Source organism: Williamsoniiplasma luminosum (genome assembly GCF_002803985.1).
GTDB lineage: Bacteria > Bacillota_I > Bacilli_A > Mycoplasmatales > Mycoplasmataceae > Williamsoniiplasma > Williamsoniiplasma luminosum.
Window position 1 is genome coordinate 71,897 of the sequence record NZ_CP024963.1, and the last position, 17,298, is coordinate 89,194.

Annotated in this window: 14 protein-coding genes; 3 read left to right on the forward strand and 11 right to left on the reverse strand. The window is 30.6% G+C overall.

Features of this window, described 5'->3' with window-relative positions; translation table 4 throughout:
• Window positions 1–12: 12 nt before the first annotated feature.
• Window positions 13–318, reverse strand: coding sequence for a preprotein translocase subunit SecG (gene secG, locus ELUMI_RS00355; RefSeq protein ID WP_035019063.1), 306 nt, complete (start codon window positions 316–318; stop codon window positions 13–15).
• A gap of 232 nt (window positions 319–550) precedes the next feature.
• Between secG and ELUMI_RS00360 the strand changes: the two genes are divergently transcribed.
• On the forward strand, window positions 551–1,381 hold the full coding sequence (locus ELUMI_RS00360; RefSeq protein WP_025734728.1) for an ABC transporter permease: 831 nt from the start codon (window positions 551–553) through the stop codon (window positions 1,379–1,381).
• A gap of 62 nt (window positions 1,382–1,443) precedes the next feature.
• On the opposite strand, the gene ELUMI_RS04620 is transcribed toward ELUMI_RS00360, so the two are convergent.
• Window positions 1,444–1,578, reverse strand: a complete 135-nt coding sequence (locus ELUMI_RS04620; RefSeq protein WP_275667563.1) for a hypothetical protein — start codon at window positions 1,576–1,578, stop codon at window positions 1,444–1,446.
• A gap of 468 nt (window positions 1,579–2,046) precedes the next feature.
• On the opposite strand from ELUMI_RS04620, the gene ELUMI_RS00365 reads away from it, so the two are divergent.
• A complete protein-coding gene (locus ELUMI_RS00365; protein ID WP_025734727.1) occupies window positions 2,047–2,751 on the forward strand; it encodes an ABC transporter ATP-binding protein in 705 nt (234 codons plus the stop codon).
• Window positions 2,751–3,581, forward strand: a complete 831-nt coding sequence (locus ELUMI_RS00370; RefSeq protein ID WP_025734726.1) for an ABC transporter permease — start codon at window positions 2,751–2,753, stop codon at window positions 3,579–3,581. Before ELUMI_RS00365 ends, ELUMI_RS00370 begins: the two co-directional genes overlap by 1 nt.
• A gap of 40 nt (window positions 3,582–3,621) precedes the next feature.
• Here the strand turns inward: ELUMI_RS00370 and ELUMI_RS00375 are convergent, their stop codons facing one another.
• The 9 genes from ELUMI_RS00375 to ELUMI_RS00415 form a co-directional block, all read right to left on the reverse strand.
• Window positions 3,622–3,846 carry a helix-turn-helix domain-containing protein gene (locus ELUMI_RS00375; protein ID WP_025734725.1) on the reverse strand — a complete coding sequence of 75 codons (225 nt, stop codon included), beginning with the start codon at window positions 3,844–3,846 and terminating at the stop codon, window positions 3,622–3,624.
• Window positions 3,836–4,780 carry a DNA-binding protein WhiA gene (whiA, locus tag ELUMI_RS00380; protein ID WP_025734724.1) on the reverse strand — a complete coding sequence of 315 codons (945 nt, stop codon included), beginning with the start codon at window positions 4,778–4,780 and terminating at the stop codon, window positions 3,836–3,838. The genes ELUMI_RS00375 and whiA overlap by 11 nt, the downstream gene beginning before the upstream one ends.
• A gap of 19 nt (window positions 4,781–4,799) precedes the next feature.
• Window positions 4,800–6,182, reverse strand: a complete 1,383-nt coding sequence (locus tag ELUMI_RS00385) for a prolipoprotein diacylglyceryl transferase (protein WP_025734723.1) — start codon at window positions 6,180–6,182, stop codon at window positions 4,800–4,802.
• A gap of 31 nt (window positions 6,183–6,213) precedes the next feature.
• Window positions 6,214–7,155, reverse strand: coding sequence for an NAD(P)/FAD-dependent oxidoreductase (locus tag ELUMI_RS00390; RefSeq protein ID WP_025734722.1), 942 nt, complete (start codon window positions 7,153–7,155; stop codon window positions 6,214–6,216).
• On the reverse strand, window positions 7,139–8,650 hold the full coding sequence (locus ELUMI_RS00395; RefSeq protein ID WP_025734721.1) for a prolipoprotein diacylglyceryl transferase: 1,512 nt from the start codon (window positions 8,648–8,650) through the stop codon (window positions 7,139–7,141). The genes ELUMI_RS00390 and ELUMI_RS00395 overlap by 17 nt, the downstream gene beginning before the upstream one ends.
• Before the next feature lie 11 nt (window positions 8,651–8,661).
• Window positions 8,662–9,591: an HPr(Ser) kinase/phosphatase gene (hprK, locus tag ELUMI_RS00400; RefSeq protein WP_025734720.1), complete on the reverse strand. Its 930-nt coding sequence runs from the start codon at window positions 9,589–9,591 to the stop codon at window positions 8,662–8,664.
• A gap of 229 nt (window positions 9,592–9,820) precedes the next feature.
• Window positions 9,821–12,376, reverse strand: coding sequence for a BspA family leucine-rich repeat surface protein (locus ELUMI_RS00405; RefSeq protein WP_025734719.1), 2,556 nt, complete (start codon window positions 12,374–12,376; stop codon window positions 9,821–9,823).
• A 54-nt stretch (window positions 12,377–12,430) separates the two neighbouring features.
• On the reverse strand, window positions 12,431–14,671 hold the full coding sequence (locus tag ELUMI_RS04570) for a BspA family leucine-rich repeat surface protein (RefSeq protein ID WP_025734718.1): 2,241 nt from the start codon (window positions 14,669–14,671) through the stop codon (window positions 12,431–12,433).
• A 321-nt stretch (window positions 14,672–14,992) separates the two neighbouring features.
• Window positions 14,993–17,155, reverse strand: a complete 2,163-nt coding sequence (locus tag ELUMI_RS00415; protein ID WP_025734717.1) for a BspA family leucine-rich repeat surface protein — start codon at window positions 17,153–17,155, stop codon at window positions 14,993–14,995.
• Window positions 17,156–17,298: the final 143 nt, after the last annotated feature.

Sequence of the window (17,298 nt, forward strand, 5' to 3'; positions counted from 1 at the left end):
AAAAATAAAACACTATTTTAAAACAGTGTTTGTTAATATGGAAATAATAATTGTTATTACAAAAAAAGATATTCCTAATGACATCATTCAAAGTGACATTGTTCTTTCAAAACCACGTTCTTTTGTGTTTGAAAATAATTCTTCATTACCACCATTAAGTGCACTTAATCCAGTTTGTGATTTTTTGTTTTGCAACATCCCAATGATGATCATTGTCAAGGCAATGATCATCATCAAAATTTCAAACACAAAAACAATGGTATTTTCCATACCCTTACCAGTTTTACTAGATTCAGCAAGTAGATTTAAAAAGCTCATAAATATTTCCTTTTCTTATTCTTATTAATAATACTACACACTACGATAATTTATTCAAAAACCATTAAAAGACATCGGATATATGTTGTTAAAAAAAGCTTAATTTATAAAATTTAATGCTTTTTATGAGATGTGACACATATTTTTGTTAAAGTAATTTTGGTTATCAAAAAATTTTAAAAATTAGAGAAAATGGTATCATATATTTAATCTAAAGAAAGGGCTATCAATAATGAAATTTACAAATCCACTGCCAAATAAATACATTATCATTGCCCATTTTAAAAGTAATTGAAAATGAATTGCTGGAATGACGGCTTCTTGATTAATTGCTGTTGTTGGAATATTGATTTACACAGTCCACATCAATAATGCTTCAAATCTGATTTCGATTGTGATTGATGATGTCCCAAATTCTCATAATAGTATTTCTCTAGCTTTAAAACGCATCATTCAATCAAGCCCGATTTTTATTGCAGCCGTTGTAAGTAGTTCAATGATTGAAAACACAATCACGCAAGAAATTAGTCGCGGACAAATAACTTTGTGAATGACTTCATCACTTTCAAGAAATAGGATTATGTATTCGAAAATCATGTTTGTTTGATTAGTCAATTTGCTTATTCTTGCCCCTTCATTAGTCCCAATTTTTGTTTATTCAGGGATTGCAGTTGATGCTAATCAATATTTTGGTCATATGGTTTTAGAATTAGTGGGAATGTTTGTTTTTAGCTTAATGTTTACAGCTATTTTTGCCTTAATTGCTTCACTTTTTTCACATAGTTCACGTTTAGTATTAATTATCCAATTTAGTATCATTGGTTATATGTTTCTTTTTGAAGTCTTGGAACTTTGAGGTCCAGATTGAACTCAATATCTCCAATATTTTGACATTCGTTCACTGCTTGTTGTGGTGCTTGTTTCTGGAACCAAAGGTGTGATCAATTTGATGGAAACAAATTTAGGATGGGTTTTGGGTGCGCTCGCAATCAACATTGCCTTAACTAGTGTTTTCTCATATTTAGCTTGTTGAATTTTCAAAAGAAAAGATTTGATGTTGTAAAACAAAACCTTGAAAAAATGGTTTTAATTTTGACTATTTATCTTATCCTTGTTTTATTAAAATTAAAACCATTTTTCTTTTGGGTATGTCTGTTCAATAATCAAGAGCCTACCAAATTTATATTCACCAGTTTCTTTATGATAATCTCCAGGTGCTTCTGATCATCCTTTATATATTTCTCCGACTTTCACATTCATACTATTTTCACCAGTTCTTTGCTAACATCTAAAGTAATTTTACAACTAAAAAAAGAGCCAAAGTTCTATTTTTAGAGAGGCACTTGCCTACATACTTGAGCACCAAAGATAGCTTTGATTAATTTTAGTTTGCACTTAATATTTTAAAAAATCCATACCTTTGCATTATTTTTTAAATACTTAAACAGGTGTGATTCTTGAAAAAAAATTTTAATATAACACACCAATAATTTTATAACCAAAAAAAGAGCTTTCGCTCTTCTTTTAGCAGAGTACTTGCTCCCAGCTTTTATCATCAAATGAAATTTGATCATTTTTAGTATACTTCGGATATTGCAAAAAATCTATCTCTTTTCAGTAACTTCGAAAATATAACCACTGCATTTTTTTCTAATGTTTAACAAAACAAAGAAATAGTAAAACCTAAATGTTAAAATAATTTTATGGTGATAAAAGGAGGGTTTTTTTGTGATTAAAATAACAAATTTAACAAAAGATTACGGACCACATATTGGAAATTTTTGTATTAATTTATCAATCCAAGAAGGAAAAACATATGGCATTGTTGGGCCAAATGGTGCTGGTAAAACAACGTTAATTAGACAACTTTTAGGGTTTATTAAACCAACAAGTGGTGATATCCACATTAGTGGCATAGAGCCTTGAAAAAAACGTGAAGAGATTATGCAATTTACTGGATATATTGCTGGTGAAATTAGCTTATATGATAATTTAACTGGTTTAGATTATTTGAAATTGGTCTCTAAATTAAAGAAGGAAACTGAGTGATCATTTGTTGAAACCTTATTAAAACATTTTGAGCTTGATGCTTCAAGAAAAATCAAAAAAATGTCAAAAGGAATGAAGCAAAAAATTGCGATTATTGCAGCTGTGATGAACAAACCAAGATTTTTGGTTTTAGATGAACCAACATCTGGACTTGATCCCGTGATGCAAGATCGTTTCAATGAATTGATCAATAAATTAAGAAAAGAAAACCATACAACAATTATTATTTGTTCACATATTTTTGAAGAAGTGATCAAATTGTCAGATTATATCGGTTTCATCAAGGCGGGAGAACTAATCGAAGAATACGAAGTAATTGATAAAGATGTTGACAAATTACATGAAAAATTTAAAACCATCTTTGCAACAGAAAGTGTTTTATAATGCAAAAACTCAATACATTTCTCCCAAATAAAAATTTGATTAATTATCAATTCAAAAGTAATTGAAAAATAATTCTTATATATGTGGTTATTTGATTTGCGATTTCTTCAGGCATGATTATTTTAAGACTTGAGTTTTTGAATCACGACCATGTAATCACCATTCTTATGACCGGAAAAAACTACTATCTTAGCCTTGCTAATTTAGTCAACCAAGTAACTACATCTGGGCTTATTTTTATGTCATTGGTGAGTATGGTTTTGGTTAATTTCACCATTGGTCAAGAAATACGAAGAGGACAAATAACTTTGTGAATGGCTTCTCCCTTATCAAGAAATAAAATTATAGTTTCTAAAATAGTTTTTATTTGATTAGCTAACTTACTGATAATGGCCCCAGCATTAGTTCCGATTTTAATTTATGGTGGAATTGCTAGTGATGCTGGTACATATTTTGGTTATCTTGTTGAACAATTAGCAACGATGGTCTTATTTTTATTAATGATTTCAACCCTTTTCACAGTCATTGGTTTGTATTTTTCATCAATGGGCCGATTAACTGGATTCGTTCAATCTGCAATCTTGGGGTATATGTTTCTCTTAACCATTTTAACAAATGTTTTAATGAGTTATGGTTATACTTGAGGAGAATACTTAGATTATATAAATTTGAGATCACTACTTCCATCCGTGATGTCTTCTAACGATAAAGACACAGGTTTTACAAATCAAGGATGAGTTTTTGGTTCAATGGCCATCAATATCGCCTTAATGTTTGGTTTCACTTATCTCTCTTGTTTTAACTTTAAAAGCAAAGATTTGATGCTATAAAAAAATGATGCAGATGATTAAGTTCATCGGCATCATTTTTTTATGTTTCTTTTAATAAATCCAACCAATCGATCTCCAAGCCGTTGGCAAGTTTTAATAAGGATTTGATTGATGGATTGCGTTTAGCTAATTCAATATCTGAAATGTAATTTTTATGCAAATCAGATCTAAATGATAATTCCTCTTGGCTGATTTTTTGCTTTTCTCGTTCTGTTTTGAGATTATACGCTAAATTTTCTAAAACATATTGTTGATTATTTTTCATGGTCGACTCCAGCGATTTTGTCTATTGTTCGGAAGATATTACTGATCCCAGATTTAGTGATTTTATGACCTTTTTTATTCATCGCTTGGGCTAATTCCAAATATGACATTTCAGGATTGGCTAATCTTAAATTAGCCAATATTTTAATCCGATCTGATAATGCGTTAAACATTTTTTGTTCTTTCAATCAATGAATTTGTTTAGTTTGTTTTTCAGCAGTTGATGTGGTTTTTCTTTGATTATAAATATCAATATTTTGAATGCGATTTATATTGTTCACAAGATCTCGAGAAATTCTTTCATTCTCAAATTCCATGACCGAAATTGGGGCATCAACTAGTTTGATAAAATCAGACACCAAAGCAGATTTTTTAATATAACAAATGATTTTATTTTCACTACGTACTAAAATTTTAAAATCAAAATCATATTTTTTATTTAAAATTTGAGAAAAATATTCTGCACTTTCCAGATCTTTAAACTGCACCTCTAAGTGATAATTAATTGTTTCTGGGGAATTGACAGAGCCAAGTGCAACAAACATCCCGGCAATATAAGCTCTCAATAAATCATCAGTTTTTAAAACAGTTTCATTCACTGCAATGTTTTTATGATTGTTGAAATCATAGATTTCCAAATCTCGGAGAAACGCTTCAGTTTCTCCGATTAAAGTTAGGTGAAAAGTTTTTTGCTTTTTCAATGATTGCGATTGAATAATTGCAATTTGAATTTCACCTTTGAAAAATTCTTTACACATCGAAAGCAGTGAACGTGCAATGCGATTTGAAATTGTACTTAACCTTAATTTAATTCCTGTGCTCGTGTAAATAAATTCACCATTAGATTTAATAAATCCACACAAGAAGGTTTGTTTTTGAATGTGCGTAAAAGAGTGAGAAACAATCTCTTCTTTTACTTTTAAAGCAAACGACATTATTTCTCACCTTTTTTCTTTATTTTTTCTTTTCTAATTTTTCAAGTTTAGCTTGTGCTTTTGCTTGTTTAGCTTTGTTTTTTTCTTGTTTAGATTCATTGACAACATGCGTTTTTGGTTCTTTTTTTACTTCCACATTTGTAGCATCTTGAAGTGAGAAATATTCTTTTTCATAAATATAACCATCTTTTCTAAAGAATTGTGGTACTCCAATTTGTGTAATAATCATTCCGATTAATCCAACTAAAGCACTTAATCCAATCACTGTTAATGACAATGGCTTGTCATACATAATAAATAGTCCATCCTCTGATCGAGACATTTCTAATAAGAATCTTACTAGGTTTCAACCAAAGAAGAAAGCAAATCCTTCAAATCCAACCTTAGTAATTCAATAACGCTCTGGGTTATTTGCGCTGTTTAATTCTTTGACCGTTTTTCTTCTTTTAACTCATTTTGAATCTGTTGAAGCTTGAATTGCTTGCGCTTTTAAAATGAATTCATCTTTAGCTTTTTCATCAACATTTTTGTAATATGCATCATCTCAAACTTGGTTGTATGTTTTTTTTGTCTCTGATTTAACTCAAGGGGCCACGAAGTGCAAGAAAGTAAATGATCATGAAAATTGATATTTATTTGGATATTTTTTATATGGTTTTGGCCCTAATCATTTTCCGATGTTCGGAACAACAAAAGTAATTAAAACTCAAACTAATAATAACGATACCGATTCAATCAAAAAGATTGGCACCATTTGATACACATCCCCAGTTCCTTTTTCAACTCCTAATGTATTTCTTAAAAGTCATGAAAAAGGACCATCATACATACTCTGATATTCAGAGTTTATATGGATTTGACTATAATCAATAGTGTCTGCAGAATACATCGGACATGTTCCAACTTTGAATCATGCTGGACCTGTTAGTTCATGGTTGAAGAAATTACCTCAGCGTCCTGCAACTTGTCCCAATAGAATATTGGGAACGATTGCATCAAAATAAGTGAGTAAGGAGATATGGGTTTTGCGACCAATGAAATAGAAAATGATGATCCCAGCAAGCACTCCACCATAAACTCCACCATGAATGGATAATCCACCTTGCCAAAATGCAAAGAGAGCTAAAAATTCTTGAAAATTTTGAACTCCGGTTTGGAATTCATTTAATTTTCCAAATAGACTAGCCCCAAATAACGAAATCGGAATGATAAAAATAGTTGCAATTGGAATTGCTGAAAGTGGTAAACCTTTTCTTTTAAATTTATAAACAGAATAGAGAATGGCCAAGGCCATTCCTAAAGTCATTGTAAAAGCATAAACCCGAAAAAAACCACCATATTCAGGTTTAATTTCATTCGACATTACTATACTTCAATCTCTGCCACTTCAATCTTGTCACATGCCAAAACCCCCTTGTTTCTATTTTATTGTCTTATTTTTTTCTTATATTATATAAGAAATCTAATGCCATTTGTCCGGCAATTGATCCATCTCCAACCGCTGTGGCGATTTGACGCAATTCTTTTGCCCTCACATCTCCAGCTGCAAATAAACCAGGAATTGATGTTTCTAATTTTTCATCTGTTTGATTAACATAACCTTCATGATTAGTTAATTGTAATCCTTCAATGGTTTTTGTTAAAGGATTAGCCCCAATATAAGGGAAAATTGCACTCACTTCTAAATCGCGTTCAACACCATTTGCATCTTTAATTGTGATTGATTCAACTTTTTCTGTTCCATTAATTTTGGTTGTCACAGTTTCTAATAAAATTTCGACGTTTGGAAGATTTTGGAAATCTTTCAAAGTTTGATTATCAACTCTAAAATAATTTTTACGCACAATCACGTAAATTTTTCCGACAAATTTAGCAAGATAAGTTCCTTCTTGGACAGCAGAATAACCTCCACCAACAACAGCGACAGGCTTGCCTTTATGGAAGGCACCATCACAAACTGCACAATAAGAAACACCTTTTCCGTACAATCTTTCTTCACCAGGAATCCCTAATTCATTTTCTTTAGTTCCGGTGGCTAAAATCACTGCTCGTGATTTTAGAATGGTTCCATCAAGACAATGAACTTCAAAAATTTTATCAATTGGTTTAATATGTTGTGCTTCATTAAAAATAAATTCTGTGTTTAATTTCACAGCTTGTTCATACATTTTATTTGATAGATCAGGACCTTGAATTGATTCAAAACCAGGATAATTTTCAATTAAATCTGTTTTTACCATTTTCCCACCAGGGAACTCTTTTTCGAGAATTACTGTCTTAGCTCCCCCACGTGCAGCATAAACTGCCGCCGTTAAACCAGCTGGACCTGCTCCAACAATTAAAACATCAATCATGTCATTAGTAAGATTTTTCATATAATCAATGTACCTCTCTATATCTATACGGGGCCACAAATTGGGCCAATAAGATAATTATAATTCCTCCAACCAAAATTAATGAAAGAATAATAAAATCTACAACTAAACTATTTTGAATAAATAATTCTTCTGGTCTTCTTTGGGTTTCTAAAATGATTCGGATGAGTAAATATCCAACCACATAACACCCAGTCAAGACACCCGAATAAATCACGAAATATTTATTCGGGTTGTGCAGAGTTGCTAATTCTCGACTTAAAGGATTACCTTTAATTTTTCTTGATCAAGTTCCGATCACATTTTTAATCTCTTGTTTTTGGTTTCAATATTTATTCAATTCAGATTCAATATTTGTTTTCTTTTCATTTAAAAGTTGTTGATATTTTGGGTTGTTTTTATCAAGTGATCGCATTTTATTTTTATAGTTTTCATTTGTTTTCTTGATTTTAATTTTATGATCAACTTTAATTTTATTTAATTTTTTTAATCCTTGATCAACTGAATTTCTTCATTCAGTTTCTCGATCTTCAATGTCTTTACTTTGAACAGAATCAGGAACATATCAGTAATAAGCTTTATTTCAAGCTTGGAAAAATCCGAGTTTTAATTCTAAACTTTCTCCTGATTCTGTTTTAATTTTAATATTTTTATATCTAATTGGCAATTGAGTTTGCACATCAATCAAATCTTTTTCTTGCAAACTTTTGCATTGGGAATTATATCAACCAGGATAAGCTTTTGGTTGTAAATCTCAAGGTTTTGGTTTGGAAAAAATGCGTCCCAGATTATCAACCCCAAAAACAATGACAAGTCATAGACCTAAATTAGCAATGCTTTCATACAAGAATATTGGTTGGTGATATTGAATTGGTTTATTCAAAAAGTCTCTTAAACCTGAGAAACTATCGATGTTATTTCATCAATCACCAACCAAATTAAAGTCAGTTAAATTCGGGAAATAAAACAATTTATTTTTGATCACTTCTGGCAATCAACTCAATTGTTCGTAAGCAATTGGGTCACCTAAAATTTCATGATTAAATAAGTTCCCTCAGCGCCCAATTGCTTGACCGATTAAAATATGTGGGATGATGCAATCTGCATAAACCCACATCGAAATTTGGGTTTTTTTTGACCGGATATAAAACCAACCAAATCCCGAACTCATTCCAAGTAATAAACATCCAAACAATGACATTCCCGGTTCTCAAAAGAAAAATGCTTTATACCAAACCATATGTGGGATAAACGCTTTTCCAAAAATTGATGCCCCAAGAATACCCAATGGGATCGTGATAAAAATTGCGAGTTCAAGTTCTCTTAAGGGAACTCCTTTTTGTTTAAAGCGGATGGCTGCAATTATGATTGTGACAGCCACACCGATAAACATAAAAACAGGATATGCTGGAATGACACCAAAAAAAACACGTTCACCACTTGGATCGCCATTTTGTTGGAATCATTCTAAATACGTTTTGCTCGTTCCCAGCATACTACCTCCATCTATTCTCTTTTCATGCGTTCTGACATCACTTCGACAATATCTCGAGCTTTACCAGTTTCCTTAATTTTTAATTCAGCAACAGCAGTTTCAATTAGGTTGGCAATATTTCTTCCAGCTTTGACAGGAATTTTAAGTGATGGAATTTTCTTATCTAAAATTGTTACAGTTTGATATTCATTGCCTAAACGTTCAGTTTCATCACATCCATCTTGGGCAAACGGAATTAACTCAATTAACATATTGATTTCTGTTTCATACATAATTGCTTGATAACCATTGGTTCATGAAACATCAATAATTCCAATTCCTCTCACTTCAATCAAGTTTTGTAAAATCGGATGCGATTTTCCATAAATTTTATTATTTTTATTCGTTAAAATAATACGGTCATCTCCAACAAACATATGATTTTTTTTAATGATATCAATTGTGGCTTCAGATTTACCAATCCCTGATGCACCAGTAATCAAAATTCCTTTACCAAAAATGTTGACCAATGAGGCGTGAACTTCTTCTTGGAGCGCAATATATTGGTCATACTCTTCTAAAATCTTTTTAGTTAGGTTTAGAGTCGAAATATCACTATCAGTAATTAACAATGGAAAATTTAGTTCTTTAGCAATATTAGTTAATTCAGGATCAGTAAATTTTTGGGTTAGCACAATCGCTGGAATTCCAGACTTCATTAATGTTTCATATTTTTGTCTTTTGATTGCTAAATCAAATTGCATCATGTAGTTATATTCTTTGGTTGAAAGTAAAACTAAACGTTTTGAATTATCATTTGGTTGACCAAAAAAACCAGCCAATTCTAATCCGGCACGATTTAAACCATAAACTTTAATTTCTGTGTTAGCAATTTTGCTTTCACCTGCCAAAATTTTAAAATTAAATGTTTCTACTAAGTCTTTTAAAAAAAGTTTTTTCATATTTTTTCTCTTTTCTTTATATAAATTATACTTGGTTTAAACTCTAAGTTATTTTTTTGAAAAAACTTTTCTTGATTCTGCAAGATTCAAAAGCATCATTTAGGATTTAAAGATTCAAAAATGAAATCCAAGCAATAAAATTTAATAAAGTTTTTTCAAAAATCATGATGGTTGTGAAGGGTCTTAATTAACCGTGTAAAAAGGAAGTGTTCCTTCCTTTTTACATATGTTATTTATTAAATTTTGGTCTAAAATCTTTGTTTCAAACATCAGCCATATTATCGTATAGATTAGTGTTTGTAACATTCGAAACATCTCATTTGGATAGATCTTGATTAAATGCTCTGGCTGATCAAAACATTCCTTCCACAGTAGTTACTTTTGAAGTATTTCACTTTGAAATATCTTGATTGAATGATGTAGCTCCCATAAACAATGCTTCCATATTAACTACATTTGATGTGTCTCAATTAGATATATCACTATTAAACTTTGGTTTATAAGCTAAAGCCTGAGACAAACTAATTATTTTTGGACTGATATAGTTAGGCACCTTTTCAACAGAATCAGGCAGAGTATTTCTTCATCCATTGCCATTTCAACCAATATTAATAATTTCTTTTGTTCCTTCAGGAGCCCAAGTTGAAGTCACTTGAATCTTATTATTTCCATCTAAATAAATAGTATTAGAATTGGTGTCTCTATTTTTGATAAAATAGAGATCAATTTCTGAAGCGTACTTAAAGGTGTTATCATCACTTCCATTCCCGGTAACTTTTCATCGCTGAATATATGATTCATTTAAAGTCTTATCTTCTTCAACAGTAATTCCACCTTCAACATCTAAATTTGCTTGATTAATTGCTTTTTGTAAATCAGATTGCTTTCAAAGATCTGTCATTTTTGTATTCAAAATTTTTACTATTGGGGTTTCAACTTTGGCAACTGAAGGGATAATAGTGTAATTCACAATAACTTCTCCAACATAGTCATAATTCCCTTTAATTTTTGCACTAGTTTCATTAATGATTTCAATATCTAATCCTTGTAATTTAATTTCTGGGTTTTCCTTAATAACTATTCTTCTAATTGTTTCTTCTTGATTATTTTTTACACGTCCTAGATTAGTCGTTGTAATCACTTTTTTAATATCAACTTTATTACTTTCTGACTTGATAAATGCTTCATAAGCTTCACTTAATGTTTTTGTCACTTGTGTGACTTGCGCTTCTTGATCTGCTAATAAATTTTGCTCGCGGATATGTTCTGCTTTTTTAATTTCTCGTTCTAAATGATCAACAACTGCATGGAGTTTGTTATTTTTATCACCAAAAAGTAAACCTTTGGCTGTTGCAAGTGTTGTATCTAATCGGCTGTAATCAACAAATTTATTATCTGCTTGATAGAACTCAAGAATTGCCAACTGTAATTTGTTGATTGCTTGATAAACTTCTTTTTCTCGACTAATTCCAAGATCAGCAATGCCAACATCATTAGCTTTGATGATTGCATCAGTTAAATTATTTGTTACTTGTTCTGGTTTAAAGTGTTTTGAACTTGAAACTTGATTAGCTTCAGCTAATAAAGCATTTAATTTTTTAGAAGCCTTAACTGCTTTTAGATCTGGGTTTTTAATTGGATCATTAAAGTCATTAATTGCTTTTTGTAAATCGTCAATTGCTTTAGATAAAACACCTTCGTTTTCTATTTCGTTTTCATAAACACTATCAATTCCTTCGGCAAGCCCAATCGCTTTTTTCAATTCAGCATATTGAACAAAACCTTTATCTTTTTGTTCAATCTTATTGGCTTGCTGAATTAAATTTTCAAATGTATCTAGTTTTGGGTTGTCAACAGCATCTAATTTATTAGCATTTAATTCAATATCATTAGCTCTTGGAGCTAATTGCTGACTATCTTGATTTTGTTCTAATACATCACCCAACATTCTATCATTTAAATTACTTCTTGTTAAGTTTCCATTTTCCACATTAGGTCTTTGGTTGTCAACGTTTGGTAACATAATCACACCAAAGATTGTTGATCATAAATGCTCTGCTGCTTTATCTACCGCGTTTCGATGTTCTTTGCTGTTATCTCAAGATTTTGCTTTTTGATAAATATTTTTAGCTTCTTCGAATGCTTGTTTCATTGCTTCAATGGCAGGATCTTTTGGGTCCTTTCGGTCAGTTTTAACTTTTCCATAAGAATTGATATTTGCACCCAACATAAAGACATCAACCACTTCTCTGTCAGCCCTTGTAAAATCAAAAATTGCTGCATCTAATTTCGCAATAGCATCTCCAATTTCATCTTGTTTATGAGCCAACGGTTTAGTTTTAACAATTCCTTTTCCATATCCAATTTCTTGATAAAGCGTGAATTTTGCTGAGTTAATCATTGTTGAATATGTATTAGATTCAACTAGCTTTGCAGCCTCTTCAATTTTTGCTTCTAAAGCATTTAAGTCTGCTGAATTAAGTGTGAATTCAACTGTAAATGAACTGGCAAACATGTTTTGCCCATCTACCTCAATTGAACAAATAGTATCTGTTTCATGTTTAAATGAATCAAAATTAATAATTAGATCATCTTGGTTAAATGTATAGTTTGGATTGGCCTTTTTAATGCCTCCAATAATATATTTTTTGTCTAATCCATCTATCCCACCGATATTTGTCTTTAAACTTTTTAAATTGATGATTTTATGTCCGCAACTAACCACAAGCAAAGTGGTTGGAACAACCAAGGATATACCCACTAATATACTTAATAACTTTTTCATACAAAATGCCTTTTATCTTTCTAAAAAATTTTTTAATTTTTAGGTTTTTTATTGTTAGTTAAATTTTGGTTTTTGTTCTTGTTTTCATGTTGCTGGGGTGCCATCGTCAAATTCGAACTTATTTGTGACTTTTTGAACGTCTCATTTAGATAGATCTTGACTAAATCGATAGGCGTATAGAAACATTCCTCCCATATTAGTAACATTTGAAGTGTTTCAGTTTGAAATATTATTATTAAAACGGTAAGCACCTCCAAACATTTGATACATGTTTGTGACATTTGAAGTGTTTCAGTTTGAAATGTCTCCATTAAAGATTTCAGCTCCGCCAAACATTTGCATCATGTTTGTGATATTTGAAGTATTTCATTTTGAAATATCTCCATTAAATGTTTTTGCTTCTAAAAACAAGTTTTTTGTGCTTTCTATTTTTGGACTAATATAATTAGGAACTTGCTTAACAGTTTTAGGCAACTGATAAGCATTACCATTTTTATCTCAACCAATATTGATAAATTCTTCAATCCCTTCAGGAGCACTGTCATTAATTGCTTTGATGTCATCATTTTTATCAAGATAAATAGTTTTATCTTGATTCTCTCGATCTAAAACTTGATAGAGAGTTAATTCACCTTTATATTTGCTGAAATCATATTTGTCATATGCTTGAACTTTAAAACGTTTAACTTTTGGGTTTTCACTATATTTAGTTTCAATTACTCTTAATGCATTCTTTTGATCAAAATTTTTCTTTTCAATTGCTAGTTGCAATTGATGAGCTGTTCAAAAATCTTTTTTTGTATTCACAAGATCATCAAGTTCATATCTAAGGTTTTCAATATCTAAAACAAAAGTCACAACTGTTGTTGCAAGATAATCATTAACCCCTGTTAGTTTAAGACTAAATTCCCCAGTGCCATTAAATAGTTCAACTTGACCCATTATATAATCTCGTCCTTCTTTAAGTTTAGGAAATTGAGCTTGTAACTTTTCTTTAATAGTTGGTATATTGTTATCTTTCAAAACACCAAGCGAGGTTTTGTAAAAGATAACACTTGCTAGGTTAATTCGGTCTGCTGTACTGATAAACTTTAAAGTTGCTTGTCATAAATCCTCAGTCTTTTGATCAACTTCATCTTGTTTATCTACTGTTAATTTGTTCTCGATATATTTTTCAGCCTGATCAATGGCAGCTTTTAAAAGTTTCCAATCTTGATCACGTTTATTTTTTTGAGTCAGCTTGCTAGCCATTTTAATATTTGCTTTTAATCATGTTAAATCAGCTTCTTGATTTAATATGTTATTAAAATCTTTCATGATTCGTTGTAAGTCTTGAACTTCTTGATCAATTTTGCTTTGTTGGTCAAATGTTGGTTCAGCATCAACAATTCCTTGAGCATGCATAATTTTTGTTTGTAATCCTATTCATGATGACTTTGGTTTTAAATCTTGTGAAATTTTTTGAGCATCAATGACTAATTGTTGTAGTGTGTCAACATTCGCTTTTTGTTTACCTGCATTAATGTATGCTTCAATTGCTTTGTTTAATCTGATTGTCGCTTGTTCTACAAGGTCTTGATCGGCTGTTGTGTATTGCTTATTAACAACTTTTTTCCCCTCAACAATTGCACGATTTAACCCCGTTGCTGCTCTAAGATCTTTTTTAGGATAATCAATCAAAGCTTGACTCGCTTTATTGAGTGCATTCTTTAATTGAGTATAATCTGCAAATTCATTAGTTGAATTCAAAAAACCAAGCATTGCAGTTTGTAATTTAAAAACATTTTCATTGATTAACCCTTGATCTTTTCTTAATGAAGTTTTAGATGCCACAGTTTCTATTTCTGTAATTAGGTTTTTTAATTTTGTTTTTTCTGTTGGTAATTTTTTCGGATTTTGTTCAAGCAGACTATTTGCATTAGCAATTCGATTTTTTAAAATTTCTATGTTGACTAATTCATCATCAGTTTGCTTAAAAAGATCCATTGCCGCTGTTAATCTTTCATAAGCTTCAGTTAAGACATTAAAGTTTTCTGTTTCATTGATATAGATATCCAAAGTCCCGTTAGCTTCTCCAATTGCTTCATGCAATAGTTTGTATGAAGCAATTGGTTTGCTTTGTTCTTGATTTGTCAATGTGTTAGCATTAGCAATTAATTTAGTTAATTGTTCTCTAGTTATTATTGTAAGAACTGCAGGAATATTAGTTCTTGGTAATTTAGCAAAAGAAACAATCGCTGTTGCACTTGTTGAAACAAGTCCTAAAGTTCCTAATATACTTAATAGCTTTTTCATAATTTCAAGGATTCCTTTCGAGAGATAAATTGTCATTCCTTAGTGATATATTACTTTTTTTAAACAAAAATGCACAAAAAAGGCACAAAAATGAGAAATTTTATTACCAAAGATTAAATTATAATATGGTCTTAATGTTGTTCTCTTATTGGTTTTTTACTTTTAAGTCCAATTGAATTATCTAATTATACATTTTTTGCTTTACTCAAAACCAATAGCTTTGAGTTACAAAAACATAAAAAACGAATTAAAAAGTGTCAGCGTGTGCTGACACTATAGAATATTATAAATTGTCTAATTTCTAATTAAATTAAAAGTAGATTAAATATTATGTACAAAGTTTGGTTTTGGTAAGGTTCAAGCAGTTGCATCTTTGTCAAAATCTTTATATGATGTAACTTTTGAAACATCTCAGCCTGATAGATCTTGATTAAAGTCTTTCGCTCCTTCAAACATACTATCCATGTTAGTTATGTTTGGACTAACATATTTTGGAACTTTTTGAACAGTTGAAGGCATTTTGTATGCTTTACCAGTTTTATCTCAACCTAAATTAACAATTTCCTTAGTTCCTTCAGGAGCAACACCATCTATTCATTTTAGGTTACCTCATATATCTAAATACATTGTTAGACTTTGAGTTTCTCTATTTAAAATTTGATCAACAATGAATCCACCTTTATATCTACTATAGTTAGATTTTTCATTTGCTTTAATTGAAAATCTTTTAACCCCAATATCTGCATATTCAAATTCTGTATCTACTTCAATTGCATTTTTTCTATCTATTTTTTTATCTTCAATAGCTTTTTGTAAAGGACCAATCTTTCAAATTTCTTTTGAAGAATGAATCATGTCTTCAATTTCTTTTTGAATGTGTCCGATAGGTAAAGTGAAAATTAAAATTGAATTGCTTCTATAATTACCAATACCTTCAATTTTGACATATCATTTTGCTACATCGCCTTTATCTACATCATCTATTGTAGGATCTCCAATTGTATAGTCATCCCCTTCTTTAACAGGTGTATCTTTAAATTTTTCAATTATTGCATTTTTCACTGTATCTTTATCATTGTTTGGCAATAGACCAAGACTGGTATAAGCAGGGATATAAAGTTGAATATATGATCTATTCTTTTGTCCTGCAAAATGAAGCATAGCATCTCATAAAATTTCATGTTCATTTTCAACTTCACCTTGTTTATCGATAGTTGGGCTTGTTCCTAAAAATTCCGTTGCTCTTTTAAGAGCAGCTTCGAATGTTTTAATATCACCTGGTCTTTTTTTATCTTTATTGCCGTTTTGTAATTTTGTTGCTTGTTCAATTGTTGTTTTAAACGTTTCAATATTTGCTGGCTCATTCTCAGCCGCTTCAAAAGTTTTGATAGCCGCTTCTAATTCTTTTATTTTTGCTTCGACAAATTTTTCCCTATCGATTGAGGGTTCACCATTAACAATTCCTTGGGCAGTCGCAATTTTTTCTTCAAACTCTTTACGAGACTCTTTATTTTTATAACGGTGCTTGTCTAATTTAGCAATTGTCTTGGCTTCTTCTAACAATGTCTTTAAATTTGGAAGATTTTTTGCCTTCTCTTTATTTGAATCTTTAAATATTACAAAAGCTTCTTCTACTTTTTGGGTTCATCCATCAACCACTTTTTGTCCTTCAACACCTGATAGTTCAGATGAAATAAGGATCTGGAATGCACCCTTCAGTACTATTTCAAATGTCCCTCTTGCTATGTTATTATGTTTGTGTCCAGCATCAGAACCCCAATAACTGTTTCCTTCTTGATATGCAGCAGTTAACTTAGATTTATCTACTGATTTTTCATTCCCTTTATAAATGAGCATCGCGTTTTGCAAGTTGTTTGCTGCTAAATTCACATCGTTCTGTTTTGACATAGGTAGTTTATCTTTACCACCCAAAACATCTTTAGCTTCTTCTAGTGCTTTTTTTAACGCTTCTATAGGATCAGCCTTTGCTGGTTTGGTTTCTGGTTGGGTTTCATCTAAATTTCTTGTTTTAAATGAAGTTTCTGGTGCGGGAGGTTTTTGTTCACCTTGACCTTGCTCTTCATAACCTTTAATAATGTTTTCAGCTTGTTCAATTCGTGTATTCAATCTTGTTATTTCTGCATAAGCATTACTATTTGAATCTTTGAATTTATTCATGGCTTGTTCTAAAGTAGTAGTAGCATTACTCAAGGCATCTCCATTTTCTTTTGTATTTTCATAGATTTCTAAAGTACCTTTAGCTTCTCCAATTGCATTAAATAACTTTTTATTAGCTTCATTAGTTTTATCTTGACCTTCATTTTTTACTAATTCTTCAGCTTCTATTATTAATTTTTTTAAAGCAGTTACTTCAGGCGCTTCTTCCCCTTCTTTGCTTTTTGGAATGGTCGTCAAAGAAATGACAGCTGTTGCACTTGTTGAGACTAGTCCAAGAGTTCCTAATAAACTTAATAATTTTTTCATAATGTAAAAAAATCCTTTCGTAGATATAGTTATCTAATTATTATCTTATTGCTTTTTTAGACAAAAACCACAGATTAGACCCAAAAATCTACTATTTTTATCCAAAAATAATGCTTTTTATTGTAAATTTTGATGTTTTAAAG